Here is a 14,154-nt window from a genome sequence, read left to right as displayed (position 1 = left end):
TAAAACCATATTATATTAAGGTTTAGCCTGAAATTTTAACATGCTTCCTACTTTTTATTTTAAGACAAACTATAAAAAAGAGTAGAAACGGAATTAACAATGTCGATTAATTCCAAATTTCTACTCAATCAGGACTAACAAATACTATAATAATCAATGCATAGATTTTGTCTAAACCATTAAACTTTTTATTAATGTTTAAACCGTAATATGTTTAATTTTTGATGTTTTTAAGATTCTTTAAAATATACAATACATAATAAATAATGCCGACACAGAACCAAATTAATGTATAGATTTTAGCCTGACCACTTAATCCCCAGAACACAATAAATACACAAATAAAAATAATCACTGGCATCACTGGATAAAAAGGTAATTTAAATGCCGGTTGTGGTAGATCATGACCTTCTCTTTTACGCAATGAAAAAATACCTACTGTCACAAACATAAAAGCTACAAGCGCACCCGCTGAAATTAATTGTGCTAAAAAACCAAACGGAAATACAGAACCAATAATAATTGCAACAATCGATAGTACGATTAACGCACGATTCGGCAAATTCTTATTATCTAATTTTCCTAACCAAGACGGTAAGATGCCATCCCTGCCAAATGAATAAAGTAAGCGAGAACCCGCCATCATCATACCAATTAAAGCAGTAAACATACCAATCACTGAGACTGCCTGCACTATAACCGCAACGGTACTATGACCACTCATACGCAAAGCCCAACCTACTGGTTCAGCATTATTTTTATATTGCGCATAGTTAAACATTCCCACTAATACAAGTGAAACGATTATAAACAAAGTAACCGCAATCAGTAAAGAGCCCAAAATCCCTCGTGGCATTGTTTTTTGTGGATTAATCGCTTCACCAGAGTTTGAAGCGATAGAATCAAAACCGATATAAGCAACAAAAATGACAGAGCTACCTGCATATATTCCCTGCCAGCCACCAAATGCACCTGCTGCAGTTTCACGGTACTCTGGAATAAAAGGGATGTAATGACCAATATCAATCACTGATAAACCTACGATAATAAATAAGAAAATAGCCAATACTTTGAGAATCACGAGTGCATTTTGAACACGGGCCGCTTCTGACGTTCCTCTATATAGTAATACCGCAGTAATAATGACTACAATAGCTGCTAATAAATCAACGATACCTCCGTCTGTACCGAGAGAGTTAGATAATGACTGAGGTAGTGATATATGAAAAGGCTCTAATAAACCTCTCAAATTAGCTGAAAATCCTGATGCCACAAATGCAACCGCAATTAAATATTCAGCAATTAATGCCCAACCTACAATCCATCCAAAAAATTCTCCAAATAATATGCTAATCCAAGTATATGCTGATCCAGCAAAAGGCATGACAGATGCCATTTCTGCGTAAACAAATGCTACCAATGCTGCCACAATAGCTGCTACTAGAAAGGATAAACTGACTGAAGGACCCGTGTGATCTGCAGCTACAACACCAGGCAACGTAAAAATAGCAGTAGAAACAATTGTACCGACACCTAAAGCTAAAAAGTCTCTTATTCTTAATGTACGCTCTAAATGAGCATCTTTATTTTGAAATTTAGCAATATCTTCCTTTTTGAAAATTTGTTTTAAAAGATTCATCAATTTTCTCCTTGTTAATAATGTACAAACACGTATTACAGTATAGTGATTTTTAATTGTAATGTACATATCCTTTTAAAAAAGAATCTTTTACAAATGCATGATTATTTTAAATATTTCTTATCTGAATAAACACATTTTAGTAATTTCAAAACCTATATAAACATACTTTTTTCATATATTTATCATACAACAATCTCTTATATGGTACGTATATAATTTGAAAGATATGACCTTATTTTTGTCTTAATCTCCTTATTACAATCAATTTATTTTGCATAAAATGATGACAATACTTGCTTTAAATCTAATTTTGCATCATTTAAAATGTCATTTTCAGGTAATATCGCAGTTCCTTGAGCTCTAACTACATAAAATTCTTCAAACCCCATAATATCTTCAAACATCGCTTTCAAATAATGATAAGAAAAATCTAATAATTTATAACGATCATCATTTGTATAAATTGAACCACTTGCTTGTAAGTATAACGCTTTATAATTATCTGTCATTAAACCTACAGATCCACTTTCAGTATATTTGAACGTTTCACGTGCAATCATAATATTATCTATATAATCTTTAAGTCGTGACGTAATATTAAAATTGTGTAATGGTGAAATAATGACAATTCTTTTATACGCTTTAAATTGTTGTAATAACTCTGATGTTTTGGTTGAAATCAGTTCTTCTACTTCGGATAATTTTTCTCCTTCACGTTGCTTGTGCCATACATTCAGTAATTGATTTTTTTCAATACGAGGCAACTGAATGTCATATAAATTCAAAACTTCTGGTTGTTCATTTGGATACAATTGTCCATATGCTTCAAGAAACATTTCTTTTAATTTAAAAGAAAAGCTATCTTCTTTTTTAAAATCAGGATGTGCATTAATCATTAAAGTTTTCATATACATTCTCCTTAAAAATTTGTTAACCTAAGTATATATTTCAATGGTGTCTAAATAAGTCACCTTTAAAGGAGAAAATATGAAAAAATCCGAACGATTAAATCAAGAGCTTATCTTTTTAAGTAACAAACATGCTTTTCATTTAATTGATTTAATGAGAGAATTTAATATTTCAAAAAGAACAGCGTTAAGAGATGTACAAGAATTAGAAAACATGGGACTTAGTATATATGTAGAAAACGGGCGCTATGGCGGATATAAAATCATTTCACAGAATTTGTTAACACCCATATATTTTAATAATGATGAAGTATTAGCAATCTTTTTTGCACTTAAAGCTTTAGATTTATTATCTACAACACCCTTTCAAAAATCTTATACACAAATCAGTGAAAAATTATTAGCTACAATACCAACGGAACAGCAACATAAGATCTTGAAAACATTAGATTTTGTTACTTATCATAATGTACCACCTGTCAGTCATGTAAAATATTTATCTAGTATTTTAAAATCTATCATCTATGAACAAACCGTTCACATCCGTTATACACAATACAAAAAAGTTGATACAGAATTACAGATTTATGAGTTGTTTTATAGAAACGGCATATGGTTCTGTAGCGCATATGATATAAAAAATGACAAATGGGGCACATTTCGATGTGATTATATCGAACAATTAACAATCAATCTTTCGAGAAAAAATAACTATACAAAAGAACAACTTGCTGAATTTCAAAAACAATATGAAAGCACCTATCATAATGTCACATTTAAATGTCAGCTCACACCATTTGGAGTAGAGCAATATTCCAAAAACAACTATCCCAATATGAACTTAGAATATATAAAAGGTACACCTTATATTACTGGTGGTTATAATATTGAAGAACTGGATTATATGGTGAATTATTTAATTGCTTTAGGTGAAAATGTCCATATCATATATCCTAAGCAACTAAAAGAAGCTTATTTAAATAAATTGAACAATATCATCGACAAATACGAGTAATATATCTGTGTTGCATGGCTTTTTATAGCTGTATACCTTATGGTTGATTGTATTATCGTGGTTGGCCTAATTTAATTTGAATATTATTTCACTTCTGCAGCACTTAATTTAGCGTACCCTAAGTCTTACCTATGTTTAAATATTAAAAAGACTATTGATACAACTGTAAATAGTTATATCAATAGTCTTGGTTATCTTCTTATTTATTAAATCTTGGTTTAAATACAATATTTATGATTTCATTCGGTTTAACACTTCTTGCTGAATTGTCTTTAACGCCTCACTATACGCTTTATTCGTACTTTCTTGCGCATTTATAATTAATAAATCAATCAGTTCAGCATTATTTTTTTCACTTACTTCATGTTCAAATTGATGTAAGTGTTCTTCAGATGTTTTCGCATTTTGCTTTTCAATTTGATAATATTGGTCAGCTCCCAAACCACCTTCTTCAATCATGACAGAAATCCCACTTGAGCGCGTTTCATTTAAACGTTTTACTTTTATGCGTTTATTATCACGGATAACCATTTGAATCCCTCCTATCTCAATATGTAATTCAATTTTTAAACACACATATATTTTCATATAACGATTTATGATTCATATCCGAAACTCAAAAGCATTGAACACCAGTTAATTTCCCAAACATCTTTTGACTGAGTTATTTCATCTCATACTTAGTATATTTATTGTTTAATTTAAGTGTAATATTACATCGTAATGATAGCAACTTCTTTGCTCAATGATTTGTCTTTTTATTTTTTAAAATCAAAAAAAACAAAGTAATATATGTTACAGGCAATAATGCTTAACAAAACATTCACAGAATTATATTAAAATTTACTTCTATTATATTTGACATAATAGTATAATTGATAATGATTATTATTATCTCATTATAAGAAAGAGTGAGTTTTATGTTAAGCATAAAAAGTGGAGACTTAAAAAAGAGTTACAAAATCAAAGAAATGAACATTAAAAATCAACACATGCGTCATCGGTTAAATGCACTTGGTTTAGTGAATGGTACGAAGTTAAAAATTAAACAAAAGTGCTTGTTCAAGGGTCCTTGTATATTAGAAGTGAATGGTCAATGCTTAAGTATTCGTGGCTGTGATGCATGTCAGATCGAATTAGAGGAAGCCAATGACTAACAATTATTGTATTTTAGGGAACCCTAACGTTGGAAAAACATCATTATTTAACGCATTGACTGGCACATACGAATATGTAGGAAACTGGAGTGGTGTAACTGTAGAGAAAAAGGTAGGTCGTCTCAAACAACATATTGGAGACCTCGTTGATTTACCAGGTATTTATGAATTATCACCTATATCAAAAGACGAAATGGTTGTTACTGATTATTTATTGAATAGTCAATTTTCTGGCATGATTAATATTATAGATGCCAGCCAACTCAAACGTAATTTGCAGCTTACAGTTCAACTAATGGAATTAGGTGCACCTTTAATTATTGGATTAAATATGGTTGATGTTGCTACAAAACGTGGTATTCGTATCAACCAGCAAGCACTTATGAAAAAATTAAAATTGCCACTACTACCTATAATAGCAAGAAATGGAAAAGGCACACATCAATTATTAGATTCTTTGAAAGACAATGGCTTATCCAAAAATAGACCATTAAAATTAAATTATGGGAAGCACATTGAAGCTACAATATCACAAATTGAATCACATTTAACATCTAGCACGTCTATTGATAAACAATTGGCACGTTTTATCTCAATACAATTTTTATTAGAAAATCCAAAAATTCATGACTTTTTAGATGACGCTGTTTTGAAAGAAATAACATTATTGCGTCAAAATTTATCAGAAGAATTAGATAATTCTATACGAGATGAAATACAAGCAACACGCAATACATATATAGACAATATTTTAAAAGATACAGTTGAATATCCTGATGAAGAACGACAATATTTCACTCATCGTATAGATCGTATTTTAACAAATAAATATTTAGGTATCCCAATCTTTTTAATCATTATGTGGCTTATTTTCCACGTCACATTCACTTGGATTGGAACACCTATATCCGATGCATTAGATGAATTTTTAGGCGGTACCTTTACAGATACAGTATCCAACCTGATGGATAAGTTAGGCCTCGTTCCATTTTTACAAGATTTGATCAATGACGGTATTATTGCTGGTGTGGGTGCAGTACTTGTATTTGTGCCACAAATACTGGTGCTTTTCTTCTTCATTTCTCTGTTAGAAGACTCTGGTTATATGTCTCGTATTGCAATATTAATGGATCGTATTATGGAATACTTTGGTCTTAGTGGTAAATCTTTTATACCAATGATTATTGGATTTGGTTGTAACGTGCCAAGTATTATGGCGGCGCGTAGCATTGAAAGTGAAAAAGAAAGACTTACAACGATTTTGATTGCACCATTTATGTCTTGTTCAGCGAGATTACCCGTTTACGCACTGTTTGTAGGTGTGTTTTTTGAATCTCATCAGGCGCTCATCGTCTTAAGTTTATACGTACTTGGTATCGTCGTCGCTTTATTAACAAGTGTATTACTAACGAAAACAGTATTAAAAAATGATGATTCTGTATTTATTGTCGAATTACCTACTTACCGATTACCTTCAGTCAAAACACTGTGGAGAAGTACATGGGAAAAAGCTAAGGGTTTTGTTAAAAAAGCAGGAACATTTATCTTTGCTGGTTCAGTAATTATTTGGCTATTGAATTATACCGGTCCCGGTGGTTTCAATGTCGATGTTAATGATAGCTTTTTACATTCAATTGGAAGTTTCTTTGCTGTATTAGTTGCGCCATTAGGTTTTGGTTCATGGCAGGCGGGTGCTACGTTAATACCTGGATTCTTAGCAAAAGAAGTTATCGTTAGCTCGATGGCAATTATCTATGCATCAGACGAAGCTGGTCTTGTAAATATTATACAAAGTCATTTCACACCATTATCAGCATATTCGTTTATGATTTTCATCTTGCTATATATTCCTTGTTTATCTACGGTCGCGACCATTCGTAAAGAAACATATTCTCTTAAATGGACTATATTGGCTGTAGCATATCCATTAATCACTGCATATTTACTTTCATTTGTCTTTTATCAAATTGGATTATTATTTTATTAAGGATGTGATTTAATGACGATTATTATCAATGTAATTATCTTTCTAGCTATTATTAGTTATGTTGTTTTTACATTATTCAACTTTTTCAAGAAAGCCAAAGCAGGTAAATGTAATTCTTGTGGCTCTAAACGTGGATGTAGTACAGGAAAGAAAACATTATGACGATCAATCAATTTTGATAGATTCATTTATTTTTGTAAAAATGACAGCATGCTAAAATCTTTTTATACTGTTCGATTCACATCACAAAGATAAAATAAAAAAGTTCTACGTTTTAAAATAGCTATAAAGATGAGTATTTAATATTTTTGTATAAAGCCTAAACGTCAACACCTATTATATGAATAGGTGTTGACGTTTGTTTTGTTGTTATACAATTAGTTACTCATTTTGAACGATTGTTTTGCTGAGTCGCAATTTTGCATTTTAATGTAATCCTGGAAAATGATATGAGCGAGAGATTACAGGCTCGAGTCATATCCCAAGGCAAGCATGCACGAACAAAATCAAAACATTTTTCATACAAAAAGGACTAATTCGTTTGAAAAACGAATTAGTCCTCTATTTTGAGATTGAAATTTATGTTCCAGTTATTTCTTATATTTAATAATTACTCTGATTTATTGCCGCTTCTATTTTCTGCAATTTTCGTATATTCTTCTAATCTATGTTTGTTTGGTGATAGTGTTAAACCTAAGAATTTACGTTCTTTATTCGCATCTTTATAGAAGCTGACCATCATACAAAGAATGATGATAGAGAATGGTAAGGCGGTCATGATTGCCATGTTTTGTAGAGCATTTAATCCATTATCTCCACCTGAGAATAATAAGATAAATGCAATCAATGCTTGCGCAATACCCCAAACCACTTTAATCATAGCTGATGGGTTTAATGAACCAAATGTTGTTTGCATTCCTAATACGAATGTCGCTGAATCGGCTGACGTAATAAAGAATGTTGCTATTAATAGCAATGTCACAATGGACAGCACAAAGCCTAACGGTACTTCATTAAACACACCAAATAATGCAGTTTCTGGAGGCATATCAAATATTTTTGGATTATCTTTCGCAGTTTCGATACCTAGAACACCGAATGCTGCAAACCAAACTAGACTTACAAGTACCGGTGCTAACATAACTCCAGATACGAACTCTCTAATTGAGCGTCCTTTAGATACACGTGCAATAAATATACCAACAAATGGACTCCAACTAATCCACCAAGCTAATTGGAAGAACGTCCACGATTTCATCCATTCATTTTTCTGTGGATCTAATGGTGCCGTATCAAACATGTTAAATAATAACGTATTTAAATACTCACCTGTTGAACTTGTTAGCATATTTAAAATAAGAACAGTTGGTCCTACAATAAAAATAAACAATAAGATTATGCCAGCTAAACCAATATTAGCGTTACTTAAATATTGGATACCACGGCTTAAACCTGACCAAGCACTCGCTAAGAATAAGATTGTAACAATCACAATAATAATACCTTGTGTCACAATATTATTCGGAATATCAAATAGGTAGTTTAGACCACCTGCGATTTGCATAGCGCCTAAACCTAGTGATACTGCAACACCACCAATTGTGGCAAAAACAGATACTACGTCAATAACAGTACCAAGCGGACCGTCTACTTTATTTCCGAAAATTGGACGTAATGTTTTTGAAATTAATGCAGGTTCATTTTTTCTAAATTGGAAGTAAGCTAACGCTAATGCTACAACACCATATACTGCCCATGCATGGAAGCCCCATTGCATAAATGCGCCTCTTAAAGCTTCTTTATAAGCATGTGCTGACTGTGGCTCTCCAGATGGTGGTGATACAAAGTGACTGATTGGTTCAGCTGCTCCCCAGAATACTAAACCAATTCCCATACCAGCACTAAATAGCATCGCAAACCATGAAATTGTGTTAAATTCAGGTTTATCTTCAGGTTTTCCCAATTTCAATTTTCCGATTGGACTAAATATTAAGAAAACACAGAAGAATATCATGAGTGCTACAATAACCATATAATACCAACCAAAGTATTCAGTAATCCAACCAGTAATATTTGTCCCTATTTCATTAAACTGAGTTGGAAAGATTGCACCCAATAATACAACTATTGCGGTAATAATAATACTATAAGTAAAAACAGAAGACAGTTTCTTCCCATTAGCATTATGTTGTTTATTTTCCAAAATTAGTAACCTCCCTTATAATTGAACATTAGGCAGAATAACAGACTTTATATATTAAAACAACAGCAGCAAAGCTTGTTTTAATATAATAAAATGCGGTTAAAGCTGTCATCAAAGGGTTACAAAACTAAAACTAAAAGTTCAATATTTCTAAAAATATATTTATGAAAGATAAAATCATTTACTTTAAAATAAACTTGTGCATATTTTAATTTCAAAACAAAAGACTAGAAAATAATTTTAGCATTACAATCTAGTCTTAAAAATATGATGTTTTTGAGAAATTATAACGCGTGTTACTACATTAAAAGCATTTCAATACATAATTTTGATGTTATTTCACTATCAGTACTGGTACAGGACTTCTTTTAGCAACTTTATGCGTAACATCTCCAAGTACATGTTTGATATCGATACTCACGCGATGGTTACTCATTACTACTAAATCAAAATCACCTACATCCATATCCCCAAAACTAATTCTCTCAAGTATGGTATCTTTTACAGGTCCAAATTCGATAGCGACTTTATAATTAATACCTTGTGCTTTTAATTTTTCAAGAAATGGAGAAAGCTCTTCTTCTTTTTCTTTAATGATATCTTCTTTATGTTTATTTTCATAACGTACACTCGCTAATAGATCATTTTCAGTCATGACATTATGAACAACTACAGTGGAATCTTCGCCGACTAATTTTGCTAAGTTTTCAGGAATGTTATCGAAATCATTATCAAAAGAGTATGGTAGTAAAATATTTTTATACATAATCAATCACCTTTCTTAATTAAACTGATACAAAACAGCACATGCAATTTTGCTCGTTTAAATATATTTTTGGTGCCTTAATGCGTATTTTACTAATGAAATAACTAACGTATTGAGCCGCATTTTATATTGAAACAATGAAGTATCGATACCATAAAAATTTTTAGTGTACTCACTTATTATTTAATTACCACATTTTTATATAAATTATTCATTAAATAACCATTATTAACATAATATTTCAATTATTAATATTCTTCTTTTAATAATACCTATGGTTTATTGCTTATATGAACAACTAACCGTTACACGAATAATTTCTAAAATGATTTTCGTTTATAAAAATAGGCGCGACTATGAAGTCAATATCACTCAGTTGACCTCACACTCGCGCCATATATTGCTTATTTTTAATGTACTTGTTCTTGTCCTCGTTTATTCCAAGTTAAAATAAAACTTAACATCGCTAAAATACTAATAATGGTTAATAAAACAAAACCAAAATCCCATCCAAAATGTTGTACGACAAAACCTAAAACAATGTTTGCCATCACAGCTCCAAATAAGTAACCAAATAAGCCTGTTAGACCGGCAGCTGTTCCTGCTGCCTTTTTAGGTACATAATCTAAAGCTTGTAAACCAATTAACATCACTGGTCCATAGATTAAAAATCCTATTGCAATTAATGATAAATTATCTAACCATGCATGACCTGGTGGATTCAACCAATAAATCAATACAAAGATTGTAACGCCTAGCATAAAGAAGAAACCTGCTGGACCACGACGCCCTTTAAATACTTTATCGGAAATATAGCCACACAATAGTGTTCCTGGAATGCCAGCCCATTCATAAAGAAAATAAGCCCACCCTGATTCGTTTAAATTAAATTGTTTCTCTTCACTTAAATAAGTAGGTGCCCAATCTAGTACACCATAACGCACAAAATAGACAAAAATATTAGCAAAGGCAATCGCCCACACCCACTTGTTATTTAATACATATTTAAACAATATCTCTTTTGTTGTTAACTCTGTTTCAAGTGTTTCATGCGTCGTCGTTGAATAATCTTTGTTAAAACGTTCAATAGGTGGTAAGCCTTGTGATTGAGGAGTATCTCTGATCAAAAAATATGCAATAATTGCAATAACAATCGCCAATAATCCTGGATAAATAAAAACGCCTTCAAATCCTCTTAAATAACCAAAATTATAAAGCGCAGTCATAGAAATGCCCCATGTTGCAATCGGTGCCATTAGACCTCCTCCAACATTATGCGCTACGTTCCAAATAGACGTTTTACTACCACGCTCACTTACACTAAACCAATGTACGAGTACACGACCTGATGGCGGCCATCCCATACCTTGAAACCATCCATTTAGAAATAACATAATAAACATGATTGTAATACTAGAAGTAAAGAATGGTACGAATCCTAGCAATAAATTAACAATTGCTGTCAGTAACAAACCTAATGTTAAAAATACACGTGCATTACTGCGATCACTTACGGTGCCCATTACAAATTTACTAAAACCATAAGCGATTGAAATCGCTGAAAGTGCGATACCAAGTTCCCCTTTACTGAAACCATCTTCAATTAAAGAAGGCATCGCTAATGAAAAGTTTTTTCTCAACAAATAGTAACCTGCATAACCGATAAAAATACCTAAAAAAACCTGTAATCGTAATTTTTTATATGTATCATCTACCTTATCAGATGGTAAAGGATCCACATGCTTTGCCGGTTTTAAAAAACGAAACATACAATCACCCCTAAATTAGCAATCATTTTTCTTAATATTTTATTTACAAATTATTTACTTAATATTAATATTTCCCGGGTGGTAAAGCAATACTATTATTAAAATTTGAATATTATTCTATAAGAAATAATATTTGCTCATGCGTAGTGTATACGATTGAAAAAATCATATATTTAATAAATAAAACACCCCGTAGTTATAATAAATCTTTAACTACAAGGCGTTACGAAAAATAACTATTACAATACATCAAAAAAATACATACTTAATAGCACAAGTATTATAAACAACCCAACACAAAGTATAAAACTATACATAAAAGTTACGGTATTACGTAATTTACTACTATAGATATCATTAGGGTCTTTTCCATGCATAAAAGCAACTATCCTATCATACGTTTGTATTCTATACGATTTTTTTAATGATTCTACTTTAAATGATGAAATAATCATTGTCGCTAAAAGTATAGTTTCAGCTATAATCCATAATGGCGTCCAATAGTAGAGGGTTGGACCTGCTAAGATTGCGGATAATAACATAGGCCAAATCATTAAATGACTCCATAAATTAAATTTGCTATGTTTTAACTTTTGTTCCATAATCTCTATGTCTCCTTTAACTAAGTTATCTAAAGAAACTTGAAACAAAGAACTAAGCATTAACAAATTATGTATATCTGGATAACTTTTATCATTTTCCCAATTTGAAATTGTTTGTCGTGAAACATACAATTTTGCGGCTAAATCTTCTTGTGATAAATGATCGCGCTGTCTAAAAAATTGAATTTGATTACCTATGTTCATTTGCCAAGCTCCTTTAACTTGAGACTATAGTGTGTTTCTAATTTAGACTACCAAATTATATTGACATACGCACATTTAATTATGTAAAAACTTTTTGTCATGCTGCTATTACAGTATTTATTAGACATCCCTTAGTCTTACGTAAAACAAGAGTAAGACCGCAACTAAATTATGTTTTAATTACGTATCTTACTCTCATTATTGTCATTCATCTTTAACTCGCTTTTATCACTGATTTTAAAAATCAGCATCCATCATCGTTTTATACTTACGTCACAGTTTGTTGTTGTTGATACGGTATAGGATGATCTAGTTCAAATGAAGCACCTGCAGTAATTTTTTTATATTGATAAGTAAAGTAACCAATCCATAAAATTGTGAATACAAAGGCGAGAATATAACTTAAATTAAGATCCAAACCTAAACCTATCTTCTGACTTAAAATATAAGTGAAAATATTCCAAGTCATAAAGACTGCCGGAATTGCTGCCACCCAAAAATTCTTTTTCGCAATAAGTAAGTACATTGCACCTACCCATAAGGCGACGACAGCTGTAGTTTGATTTGCCCAAGAGAAATAGCGCCATAAAATAGTAAAATCTACCTGAGTCAAACCAAAGCTTACGATAAATAATGGTGCGGCTACAATCACTCGTTTTAACATACTACGCTGACCATAATTTAAATAATCAGCTATAATCATACGTGCACTACGGAAAGAAGTATCACCGCTGGTAATTGGTAAGATGATAACACCCAGTACTGCAATCGTTCCAAACACAGAACCTAATAATAGATGTGATGCTTCACTTACAACAAGTGCGGCTTCACCACGCGCTAAAACATCATTTAATCCACTATATCCATTAAATAAACTCATGCCTGCAGCAGCCCAAATCATAGCTATAATACCTTCAGCAATCATCATGCCGTAGAATATAAAGCGACCATTTTTCTCTTTGTTTGTCGTTCTCGAAATAATAGGCGTTTGTGTAGCATGAAAACCAGATAAAGCACCACAAGTAATTGTAAAAAATAGTAGTGGAAATATGGGAGCACCGTCTGGATGCATATTTTTCAAATTAATTTCAGGTATCGGTGCACCTGTTTGAATAAGACGGAAACCTATACCTACTGTGCTAATGAGTAATAATGCACCGAAAATTGGATAAATGCGTCCAATGATTTTGTCTATAGGTAAAATTGTAGACAAAATATAATAAACAAAAATCACAAAGATAATGATACCTAATGCAATGCGACCATCTAATAAATTATGTAGTAACAACGCTGGACTTGTCACAAAAACTGTACCAGTAAGCAATAATAATAAAATTGAGAAGATATTTACAAAGTGTTTCATGACCTGACCTAAAAATTTACCAGCAAGCTCCGGTAAGTGTGCCCCTTTGTTTCTAATTGAAATCATTCCAGTCAAATAATCATGCACTGCACCTGCAAAAATACATCCCACAACAATCCATATAAATGCTACAGGTCCATATAATGCCCCCATAATCGGTCCAAAAATCGGACCTACACCTGCAATGTTCAATAGCTGAATGAGTGAATTTGATGACGTCTTCATAGGTAAATAATCAACATTGTCACGTTGATTATATGCCGGCGTTGGCCTATCTTGTTTCGTTCCGAACATTTTATCAATATACTTCCCATAAGTGAAATAACCTATAACTAATAATATAATAGATACAATAAACGTTACCATTTTAAATCCCCCTTTAATATGTAAGCGTTTTCTTAATTTAATCACATATTTTATTATTCTACAATCCTACAAACGTTTTTTTATTTATTTATTTTTAATTTTTAGGGAATATAAAATAAATAATACTTTTAAAATAATCTTTGTATTTAAATGATAACTAATTCATAAATAT

12 protein-coding genes are annotated in these 14,154 nt (G+C 31.6%); 4 read left to right on the top strand and 8 right to left on the bottom strand.

Annotated features, from left to right (window positions below; translation table 11 throughout):
- Nucleotides 1-214: 214 nt before the first annotated feature.
- Together CD150_RS02150 and CD150_RS02145 are read right to left on the bottom strand one after the other, a co-directional pair.
- Entirely contained in the window at nucleotides 215-1,639 is a 1,425-nt protein-coding gene (locus CD150_RS02150; protein WP_073345441.1) for an APC family permease, read from the bottom strand.
- A gap of 269 nt (nucleotides 1,640-1,908) precedes the next feature.
- Nucleotides 1,909-2,550 (bottom strand): FMN-dependent NADH-azoreductase, encoded by a 642-nt coding sequence (locus CD150_RS02145; RefSeq protein ID WP_073345446.1) that lies wholly within the window; start codon nucleotides 2,548-2,550, stop codon nucleotides 1,909-1,911.
- A gap of 79 nt (nucleotides 2,551-2,629) precedes the next feature.
- On the opposite strand from CD150_RS02145, the gene CD150_RS02140 reads away from it, so the two are divergent.
- On the top strand, nucleotides 2,630-3,565 hold the full coding sequence (locus tag CD150_RS02140) for a helix-turn-helix transcriptional regulator (protein ID WP_073345451.1): 936 nt from the start codon (nucleotides 2,630-2,632) through the stop codon (nucleotides 3,563-3,565).
- Between the two features lie 231 nt (nucleotides 3,566-3,796).
- Here the strand turns inward: CD150_RS02140 and CD150_RS02135 are convergent, their stop codons facing one another.
- A complete protein-coding gene (locus tag CD150_RS02135; RefSeq protein WP_046207159.1) occupies nucleotides 3,797-4,096 on the bottom strand; it encodes a hypothetical protein in 300 nt (99 codons plus the stop codon).
- Between the two features lie 389 nt (nucleotides 4,097-4,485).
- Here CD150_RS02135 and CD150_RS02130 point away from each other — a divergent pair, with 389 nt between their 5' ends.
- From CD150_RS02130 to CD150_RS02120, 3 genes are read left to right on the top strand one after another with little or no spacing between them, the layout of a single operon-like run.
- Entirely contained in the window at nucleotides 4,486-4,722 is a 237-nt protein-coding gene (locus CD150_RS02130) for a FeoA family protein (RefSeq protein ID WP_046207160.1), read from the top strand.
- The gene (gene feoB / locus CD150_RS02125; RefSeq protein ID WP_073345456.1) at nucleotides 4,715-6,709 is read left to right on the top strand and encodes a ferrous iron transport protein B; all 1,995 of its coding nucleotides are present in this window, start codon (nucleotides 4,715-4,717) and stop codon (nucleotides 6,707-6,709) included. The genes CD150_RS02130 and feoB overlap by 8 nt, the downstream gene beginning before the upstream one ends.
- A 12-nt stretch (nucleotides 6,710-6,721) precedes the next feature.
- Nucleotides 6,722-6,871, top strand: a complete 150-nt coding sequence (locus tag CD150_RS02120) for a FeoB-associated Cys-rich membrane protein (protein WP_073345459.1) — start codon at nucleotides 6,722-6,724, stop codon at nucleotides 6,869-6,871.
- Between the two features lie 448 nt (nucleotides 6,872-7,319).
- Here the strand turns inward: CD150_RS02120 and CD150_RS02115 are convergent, their stop codons facing one another.
- The 5 genes from CD150_RS02115 to CD150_RS02095 form a co-directional block, all read right to left on the bottom strand.
- Complete coding sequence (locus CD150_RS02115; protein ID WP_225792164.1) at nucleotides 7,320-8,915, bottom strand: BCCT family transporter; 1,596 nt, start codon at nucleotides 8,913-8,915, stop codon at nucleotides 7,320-7,322.
- A gap of 331 nt (nucleotides 8,916-9,246) precedes the next feature.
- A complete protein-coding gene (locus CD150_RS02110) occupies nucleotides 9,247-9,678 on the bottom strand; it encodes a universal stress protein (protein ID WP_064209818.1) in 432 nt (143 codons plus the stop codon).
- Between the two features lie 410 nt (nucleotides 9,679-10,088).
- Nucleotides 10,089-11,447, bottom strand: coding sequence for a glycerol-3-phosphate transporter (gene glpT, locus CD150_RS02105; RefSeq protein WP_064209817.1), 1,359 nt, complete (start codon nucleotides 11,445-11,447; stop codon nucleotides 10,089-10,091).
- Nucleotides 11,448-11,686: 239 nt separating this feature from the next.
- A complete protein-coding gene (locus CD150_RS02100) occupies nucleotides 11,687-12,253 on the bottom strand; it encodes a helix-turn-helix transcriptional regulator (RefSeq protein ID WP_073345820.1) in 567 nt (188 codons plus the stop codon).
- Between the two features lie 268 nt (nucleotides 12,254-12,521).
- Nucleotides 12,522-13,982 (bottom strand): carbon starvation CstA family protein, encoded by a 1,461-nt coding sequence (locus CD150_RS02095; RefSeq protein ID WP_103161310.1) that lies wholly within the window; start codon nucleotides 13,980-13,982, stop codon nucleotides 12,522-12,524.
- Between the last annotated feature and the right edge of the window lie 172 nt (nucleotides 13,983-14,154).

This window comes from Staphylococcus ureilyticus, from assembly GCF_002902235.1.
GTDB lineage: Bacteria > Bacillota > Bacilli > Staphylococcales > Staphylococcaceae > Staphylococcus > Staphylococcus ureilyticus.
This window is presented reverse-complemented; position numbering and strand designations above follow the sequence as displayed.

Excerpts from the sequence above, each read along its gene's own strand:
- CD150_RS02130 (WP_046207160.1), top strand. The coding sequence starts at position 4,486 with ATGTTAAGCATAAAAAGTGGAGACTTAAAAAAGAGTTACAAAATCAAA.
- CD150_RS02120 (WP_073345459.1), top strand. The coding sequence starts at position 6,722 with ATGACGATTATTATCAATGTAATTATCTTTCTAGCTATTATTAGTTAT.
- CD150_RS02150 (WP_073345441.1), bottom strand. The coding sequence starts at position 1,639 with ATGAATCTTTTAAAACAAATTTTCAAAAAGGAAGATATTGCTAAATTT.
- CD150_RS02135 (WP_046207159.1), bottom strand. The coding sequence starts at position 4,096 with ATGGTTATCCGTGATAATAAACGCATAAAAGTAAAACGTTTAAATGAA.
- CD150_RS02100 (WP_073345820.1), bottom strand. The coding sequence starts at position 12,253 with ATGAACATAGGTAATCAAATTCAATTTTTTAGACAGCGCGATCATTTA.
- CD150_RS02110 (WP_064209818.1), bottom strand. The coding sequence starts at position 9,678 with ATGTATAAAAATATTTTACTACCATACTCTTTTGATAATGATTTCGAT.
- feoB (WP_073345456.1), top strand. The coding sequence starts at position 4,715 with ATGACTAACAATTATTGTATTTTAGGGAACCCTAACGTTGGAAAAACA.
- CD150_RS02140 (WP_073345451.1), top strand. The coding sequence starts at position 2,630 with ATGAAAAAATCCGAACGATTAAATCAAGAGCTTATCTTTTTAAGTAAC.
- CD150_RS02145 (WP_073345446.1), bottom strand. The coding sequence starts at position 2,550 with ATGAAAACTTTAATGATTAATGCACATCCTGATTTTAAAAAAGAAGAT.
- CD150_RS02095 (WP_103161310.1), bottom strand. The coding sequence starts at position 13,982 with ATGGTAACGTTTATTGTATCTATTATATTATTAGTTATAGGTTATTTC.
- glpT (WP_064209817.1), bottom strand. The coding sequence starts at position 11,447 with ATGTTTCGTTTTTTAAAACCGGCAAAGCATGTGGATCCTTTACCATCT.